The 7,415-nt window shown below is 52.7% G+C and carries 7 protein-coding genes; all 7 read left to right on the top strand.

The window, feature by feature from the left end; translation table 11 throughout:
• Positions 1-1,525: HD domain-containing protein (locus tag OEL57_RS11805; RefSeq protein ID WP_300740732.1), on the top strand; the 1,525-nt coding region annotated here is incomplete at its 5' end.
• Entirely contained in the window at positions 1,522-2,409 is an 888-nt protein-coding gene (xerD, locus tag OEL57_RS11800; protein ID WP_300740731.1) for a site-specific tyrosine recombinase XerD, read from the top strand. The genes OEL57_RS11805 and xerD, both read left to right, overlap by 4 nt.
• A gap of 67 nt (positions 2,410-2,476) precedes the next feature.
• Positions 2,477-3,247 (top strand): MBL fold metallo-hydrolase, encoded by a 771-nt coding sequence (locus OEL57_RS11795; protein ID WP_300740730.1) that lies wholly within the window; start codon positions 2,477-2,479, stop codon positions 3,245-3,247.
• A 176-nt stretch (positions 3,248-3,423) separates the two neighbouring features.
• Positions 3,424-4,719, top strand: a complete 1,296-nt coding sequence (gene purB, locus OEL57_RS11790; RefSeq protein WP_300740729.1) for an adenylosuccinate lyase — start codon at positions 3,424-3,426, stop codon at positions 4,717-4,719.
• The gene (locus tag OEL57_RS11785; protein ID WP_300740728.1) at positions 4,712-5,824 is read left to right on the top strand and encodes a mechanosensitive ion channel family protein; all 1,113 of its coding nucleotides are present in this window, start codon (positions 4,712-4,714) and stop codon (positions 5,822-5,824) included. The genes purB and OEL57_RS11785 overlap by 8 nt, the downstream gene beginning before the upstream one ends.
• Before the next feature lie 15 nt (positions 5,825-5,839).
• On the top strand, positions 5,840-6,244 hold the full coding sequence (locus tag OEL57_RS11780) for a DUF4398 domain-containing protein (RefSeq protein WP_300740727.1): 405 nt from the start codon (positions 5,840-5,842) through the stop codon (positions 6,242-6,244).
• A complete protein-coding gene (locus OEL57_RS11775) occupies positions 6,241-7,353 on the top strand; it encodes a hypothetical protein (RefSeq protein WP_300740726.1) in 1,113 nt (370 codons plus the stop codon). Before OEL57_RS11780 ends, OEL57_RS11775 begins: the two co-directional genes overlap by 4 nt.
• The last annotated feature ends 62 nt before the right edge of the window (positions 7,354-7,415 follow it).

Raw genomic sequence — 7,415 nt, 5'->3', positions numbered from 1 at the left:
GCATGGCGCCACCCTTAATATCCGTGTCAAATGGCTTATCAGACGTTCACTGCACCTGATCAACGACAAATTCAGGCGTAACCGCGAGGTCAACCAATCATTCCTGAATATCCTGCGCTGTGAAAAAGGAATGGCTGACACTCTGCGTCAGATGCACCACCTGGAATTTCTGAATGAATACCTCCCTGAATTTGAGCATATCTACTGCAAGGTGCAGCACGACCTGTATCATATCTATACCGTTGATATTCACACCCTGTTTGCCGTTGAACAGATAGAGAAAATTCTGAATGTCGAACTCCAAAAAGAACTGGCATTACCTTGTGAAATAGCCCGCCAAATCGGCAAGCGGGAACTGCTGATCCTGTCGATCCTGTTCCACGACATCGGCAAAGGTGAAGGAGGCGGCCACGCTGACAAAGGGGCCGACATGATTCCCACCATCGCCCGCAGGATGGGGCTTTCAAAAGAAGACAGTGAACGGCTGGAGTTTCTGGTGCGCAGCCACCTTATCTTTGCCCATATTTCCCAGCGCCGTGATCTGGCTGACGAACGGATGATCATGCAGTTTGCCCGCCAGATGGTCACCAGCGAAAACCTGAAGATGCTGTTTTTATTGACCATTGCCGATGTACGTGCCGTCGGTTCCGATGTCTGGACCACCTGGAAAGCGATGCTGTTTAATGAGCTGTACGAAAAGGCATTCAACATCCTTGAACGGGGTGATTTCAGGCTTGAAGCAGGTACTGAACGGGTCCGCAGCGTCCGTCGCAAGGTGCGGGAGATGGTGGAGTACGATATCCCTGCTGCCACTGCCAAGGAAGAATTACGCGCCCTGCCCAGCCGCTACCTGCTGTCGGCACCGCTGCAGACTATTGCAGACCACCTGCGGCTGTTGGTGCAACTGAACGAAAAGGATCTGGTCATGCAGGTCCAGCATGAACAGGAAAGCGGTTTTTCCAGCTTTACCATCTGCACCTTTGATACCTATGGACTGTTTTCCAAAATAACCGGCGTCATGGCAGCCAACGGCATCAACATTCTGGGTGCCCAGATCTTCACCGGCAAAAACGGCAAGATACTTGACATCCTGCAGGTAAACTCTGCCCAGGGATTTGTCATTACCGACCAAACCCGCTGGCAGAAGGTGGAAACAGACATGGCCGAGGTACTGCATGGTACGGTACAGGTTTCTGATCTGGTACATAAACGCCAACGTCCGACCTTACTCCAGGCCAAAACAGCCCGCCACTTTCCAACCCGGATCGAGATCGACAACGAAGTTTCTGACGAATACACCGTCATTGACATCTATGCCCATGACAAGGTGGGCCTGCTCTACCTGATTACCAGCACCTTGAACCAGTTAGGGCTCTATATTGGGGTTTCCAAGATCTCCACCAAGGTTGATCAGGTTGCAGACGTCTTCTATGTACGGGATATCTTCGGCCACAAGATTGTCTCTGAAGAGAAGCTGGAAGAAGTCCGCACCACCCTGGCCTGGGCCATTGACGACTGGCAATGAGCCGATTTCTTGACCTGTTTTTGGCCTGGTTAACTGTTGAAAAAGGATTATCAGGCAACACCTGCAGTGCCTATGCCGCTGATCTGGGGCGCTATCTTGACCACCTGGAGCGGCTGCAGCGCAACACCACGGACAGCATCCAGGCAGCGGACATCGCGGAGTTTCTTGGCAAGGAGCGTGAGCGGGGGCTTGCCCCCCGCAGCCGTGCCAGGCTGCTCTCCGCCATCAGGATGTTCCATCGCTTCCTGTTAATCGAGCGTTACGCCACCACCAACCCTTCAGCCATTATTGAAGCCCCCCGACCTCTCAAAAAGCTGCCAACCTTTTTAAGTATGCCTGAAGTGGAAAAATTGCTAAACGCGGCACAGGGCAGTCGCCCGGAAGATATTCGTGATCGGGCCATGCTGGAACTGCTCTATGCCACCGGCCTGCGGGTATCGGAGCTGGTAAACCTGAAGCTACGCGAGGTAAATCTGGAGGTAGGCTATCTGATGACCTTGGGCAAAGGTAACAAAGAACGGCTGGTACCGATTGGCGCCACCGCCTGCCACCGGGTAGCAGAGTATCTGGAGCAGGTCCGCAGCAAACAGGATCCGGAACAACAGCAGGATGAGCTGTTTCTCTCACGACTGGGGGAATCCATGACCCGACAGGCCTTCTGGAACATCATTAAAAAACGCGCCCTGCTGGCCGGTGTCCGCACCTGCATCTCCCCCCACACCCTGCGACACTCCTTTGCCACCCACCTGCTGGCAAATGGAGCCGATCTGCGTAGTGTCCAGATCATGCTGGGCCATGCCGACCTCTCAACGACACAGATCTACACCCATGTCACCCGTGAACGGCTGAAACAACTGCACAAAGAACTGCACCCACGGGGATAGCCAACTATTCCGGCAAGTTTCACGTCTGCCTTGCCACAGGCATGGATAATCCTGTATATATCTTTGGATGAAAATCTGTTCACTGGCCAGCGGCAGCAAAGGCAACTGTCTCTTTATTGAAACGGGCGGGGTTCGCCTGCTAATTGACGCCGGACTTTCACTAAAAGAGATTACGACCCGGCTCGTCAGCTCAGCAATAGAGCCGGAATCTATCCATGCTATTCTGGTTACCCATGAACATATTGATCATATCCGTAGTGCCGGTGCATTTGCCCGGCGTTACAAAGTGCCGGTTCTGATCAGCTACGCTACCCGCCAGGCAGCTGAACGGTACCTGCAAAAAACACCCATGGTAGAGTTTGAAACCGGCTACTCGTTTACTTTTCACGACATTATGATTGACCCGTTTCCCATCTCCCATGATTGTTGTGATCCAGTCGGGTTTGTGCTTGAATCCAATGAAGGGCGCACAGGATCAGCCACAGACCTGGGGATTGTTACCCGCCTGGTACGGGAGAAGCTGAAGGGCTGCCGGGCGCTGAATCTGGAGTCTAACCATGACCCGGAGATGCTGTTGAACGGCCCGTACCCCTGGAACCTGAAACAACGGATAAAATCACGCCATGGCCACCTGTCCAACCAGGAATCACTGGAACTGTTGCACGATCTGGCCCACGATGGCCTTGAGGCCTTGGTAATGGCTCATCTCTCTGAGGTGAACAACCACCCGGACAAGGTGGTTGAGACAACAACGGCATTTTTACGAGACCAGAACTGTTGCGCTCCCCGGATTGTGATTGGGGAGCAATATCAGGCCGGTCCGATGCTTGAAATCTAGACATTTTTATTTACCGCTGAGGACGCAGAGAAAAAAACAAGGAGAACAAAAGCCAAACCGGGCTGTTTTTGATCCACCCCTATTTAAGATCGGTTTTGTTTTTGCCTTTCCTCTGTGTTCTCTGTGTCCTCTGTGGTGAAAATCATCCCGTATTCCACGCAAGGAGTGTTGCATCCATGATTCCACGCTACACAAGACCCGACATGGCAAAAATCTGGGAACCTGAAAACCGTTTCCGCATCTGGCTTGAAATTGAAACCCTGGCCTGCGAGGCACAGGCACAACTGGGTGTAATCCCCAAGGAAGTCGTACCGGTCATCCGCGAGAAGGGTAACTTTGACATTGAGCGGATTGATGCCATTGAGGCAGAAGTAAAGCACGATGTAATTGCCTTTCTGACCTCGGTAGCTGAGTTTGTCGGCCCTGAAGCGCGTTTTATTCATCAGGGCATGACCTCATCCGACGTGCTTGACACCTGTCTGTCTGTACAGCTGGTGCAGGCTGCCGATGAACTGCTGGCTGATCTTGACATGCTACTTGAATCGATCAAACTGCGGGCTTTTGAACATAAAGATACGGTCTGCATGGGACGATCCCACGGTATCCACGCCGAACCGGTTACCTTTGGCCTGAAGCTGGCTTCATTCTACGCCGAGATGGATCGCAATCGCACCCGCCTGCGGGCTGCTCGCGAAGGGATCGCCACCGGCGCCATCTCCGGCGCGGTCGGCACCTTTGCCAACATCAACCCGTTTGTTGAGGAGTATGTTTGCGAGAAAATGGGGCTGAAGCCAGAACCGGTCTCAACCCAGGTTATCCCCCGTGATCGCCATGCCGAGTATTTCTGCACACTGGCCATCATCGCCTCCTCCATTGAACGGATCGCCATTGAGGTTCGTCACCTGCAGCGTACCGAAGTACTGGAGGCGGAAGAGCAGTTCACCAAGGGCCAGAAAGGTTCCTCAGCCATGCCCCACAAGCGGAACCCGATCCTGTCGGAAAACCTGACCGGCCAGGCCCGCTATGTTCGCTCCATGTGCATCCCTGCCCTGGAAAACGTTGCCCTCTGGCATGAACGGGATATCTCCCACTCCTCGGTTGAGCGTTACATCGGCCCGGATGCCACCGTGGCGCTGGATTTTTCACTGCGCCGCCTGAATGGACTAATTAGAAATCTGGTGGTTTACCCTGAAAACATGCTGCGGAACCTGAACCAGATGAAGGGACTGGTCTTCTCACAGAAGATTCTGCTGGACCTGACCCAATCAGGCGTCTCACGTGAGGACTCTTACCGGCTGGTACAGAAAAACGCCATGAAGGTCTGGGAAGAGGGCAAGGATTTCCAGACCGAACTGCTGGCTGACCCGGAAGTAGTCGGGGCCCTGGGCGAAACCAAGATCCGTGAGTCCTTTGATCTTTCCTATCACCTGAAGCATGTTGATACCATCTTCAAGAGGGTCTTCGGTGCCTAGTTTACTGGAAGCGATTATTGCCTCTTTTGTACCATCCAGCAGCGACATCGGCTCTCTGTTCTGGGCCAAAAGGTTACTGGCGGCCCTGATCGTCTTCGGCGGTTTCTGGCTCCTAGCCCAAGCGGTCTGTTCCGCAATTAGCCGTTGGGGCAGCAGAGTCACCGCATTTACCAAAACAGATCTTGATGACCGGATCTTGCAGCGTGTTACCCCTTCAATCTCGCTGTTACTGACATTTTTGGGGATTTATTACGCTTTCAGGACTCTGCCACTGCATGAAAAGATCTTCCGACTGTTGTCAGGCGGCCTGTACGTATCCATTGTGGTAATTGTCTGCATCCTGATCTACAGGGTTCTGCATGAAACTCTTCTCTGGTATGCAGAACGCCAGCAAGATGGTGAAGACGGCGTATTCTCACGCCAGATGGCGCCAATGCTTGAAAAAGTCACCATGTTGTTCATCACCGGAGCAGCCCTGATGGTGGTGCTGAAGCATTTCAATTATGATATACTCTCGTTGGTTACAGCCCTGGGGATCGGCTCACTGGCCATCGGTATGGCAGCCAAGGATACACTGGCCCACGTCATCTCCGGTTTTACCCTGATGGTTGATCGACCATTCAGGATCGGTGACCGGATTCAGCTGGCAAGTGGACAGATCGGTGATGTGCAGGACATCGGGTTACGCTCCACCAAGATCAAGACCCTGGATAACCAGTTACTGATCATCCCCAACTCGGATCTCTGCAACACCATACTGACCAACCAGGCCTTTCCCGACAACCGGATCAAAGGCCGGATCAACGTGGGGGTCAGCTATGGCAGCGATGCAGAACAGGTCAAGACGCTGCTGGTACAGCTTGCCCTTGAAACAGAGGATGTCTTGCAAGAGCCGGTACCAGAGGCATTTTTTGTCTCCTTTGGTGATAGTGCCTTAAATATGTCGCTCTTTTTCTGGGTTGAAGAATATGCCAAGCTGTTTGCCACCACTGACAAACTTAACTCAAAAATTCTTGGGCGATTCCGCGAACAGGGGATTGAGATTCCATTCCCGATCAGAACCGTCACGTTGAAACATGAACAAGGTACGCAAACCCCACAGTAGAGGGAGGAATAGGCCATGAAACCAATTCAGCTCTGTGCAGCAGTTACCCTGTTGGCACTGATACCGGTTTTCAGCTACGCTGCCGATGAAGCAGGAGGAGTTAAACCGGAAACCACTGCCCTGTACCAAAAAGCCAGGGATCTGGTTGGCAAGCTCAACAACACCCCGGCAACCAAATATGCCCCCGAAGTTATTGAGCAGGCAGCAGCCAACATTGAAGCAGCACAAAACGGTCTGCAGCAGGGAAATGATCGTGCCACCCGCCAGGCTTCTGAACTGGCAACGACTCAGGTCAAGTTAGCCCAGGCCCTGACTGACGAGCGAATTGCTGCAGAAAAGACTACTGCAGCCAATAAAGAACTGGCGCAGTTGAAACAACGCCTGGAAGCCATCCTGGCTGGTAAAGGAGAGAAACCATGAACCGTTTGATTCGTGTTGTACTCACCTGCAGCCTGATTGCCTGTCTATCCGCCACCATTACCCTCTCTGCCGCTGCAGCAGATGAACCAGCCCCAACCTACCTGCAACAGGCCCAGAGCGCAGTGGCCCAGGTTCTTGCAAAAGGATCAGAACAGCCGGAGCTGAAAGACGATATCCTGATTGCCCAGAACTCTCTGCGTAATGCAGAAGCCGAGTATAAAAAGAATCTTGGCTGGAGTGGCAAGCTGGATCAAAAAGCGGAGCCCACCGTTCGCTACCTTGCTGATATTGCCAGACTACAGGCATCAGTGCTACTGGCCCGGCTTGGCAAGCAAGATCAGGATAAAGAAAAATTACGGATTGATGGTCAAATTGCAACCACCAGGGCCAAGATCAAGATCTTTGATGATCTGGTGGCCCAGGTTAAGATGCTGAAAAAACAGGGCACTGATCAGACCAGCCAGATCACCAGCCTGAACGCCAAGGTTGCTTCACTAAATGCGGAACTGTCTGCCAAAGGCTCTGCCATTACCAGTTCTGACCAGAAGACCACTGAGTTGCTAAAGGCTTTGGATGAACAGAAAAAGGCCACAGCCTCTTCTGAACAGCGGGTAGCGGTCCTAACCCAGGAGCTTGAAGGTCTGAAACAACAGACTGCGCAGCTACAGGCCAGCGGTGAACAGTTGGCCGCAGAAAAACGGATCAAGTCATTTGAAGCAGAAGCTGGCAAACTTGGTGGTATCGTCAAGACAACCACCGCCGGTCTGTCAGTCACCTTTTCCCGTTCACAGATGCTGAAGACAACGGCTAAAAGCACCACCTTGACTCCTACAGGCACCACGATGATTGCCAAACTGGCAGAACTACTCAAGACCTATCCTGAATACCGGATTAAACTGCGGGTACACGGTTTTGGCCAACCCAGCCGTCACGAAGATGCCACCGCCACTGACCAGATGGCCCGTCTCACCCGTGAGGCATTGTTGAATAAAGGCAAACTGGAACCGGCCACGGTTGAGGCGCTGGGAATCGGCGCTGCTGAACCGGCCTATCCCAAGAATAATGTGGAAGGTAACCGCCGCGTTGAAGTTATTTTTGTGAAGAAATAAAGGACTGACATGTCGAACCGAATTGAAGTTGCCCTAAAAGACGGCGTACGCGATGCCCGGAG

Origin of the sequence: Trichlorobacter sp., assembly GCF_030247655.1 — a bacterium.
In the GTDB taxonomy this organism is placed as follows: domain Bacteria; phylum Desulfobacterota; class Desulfuromonadia; order Geobacterales; family Pseudopelobacteraceae; genus Trichlorobacter.
Note: the sequence above shows the minus strand (reverse complement) of the source record. Positions and strands in the feature narration are given on the sequence as shown.

Excerpts from the sequence above, each read along its gene's own strand:
- OEL57_RS11780 (WP_300740727.1), top strand. The coding sequence starts at position 5,840 with ATGAAACCAATTCAGCTCTGTGCAGCAGTTACCCTGTTGGCACTGATA.
- OEL57_RS11775 (WP_300740726.1), top strand. The coding sequence starts at position 6,241 with ATGAACCGTTTGATTCGTGTTGTACTCACCTGCAGCCTGATTGCCTGT.
- purB (WP_300740729.1), top strand. The coding sequence starts at position 3,424 with ATGATTCCACGCTACACAAGACCCGACATGGCAAAAATCTGGGAACCT.
- OEL57_RS11795 (WP_300740730.1), top strand. The coding sequence starts at position 2,477 with ATGAAAATCTGTTCACTGGCCAGCGGCAGCAAAGGCAACTGTCTCTTT.
- xerD (WP_300740731.1), top strand. The coding sequence starts at position 1,522 with ATGAGCCGATTTCTTGACCTGTTTTTGGCCTGGTTAACTGTTGAAAAA.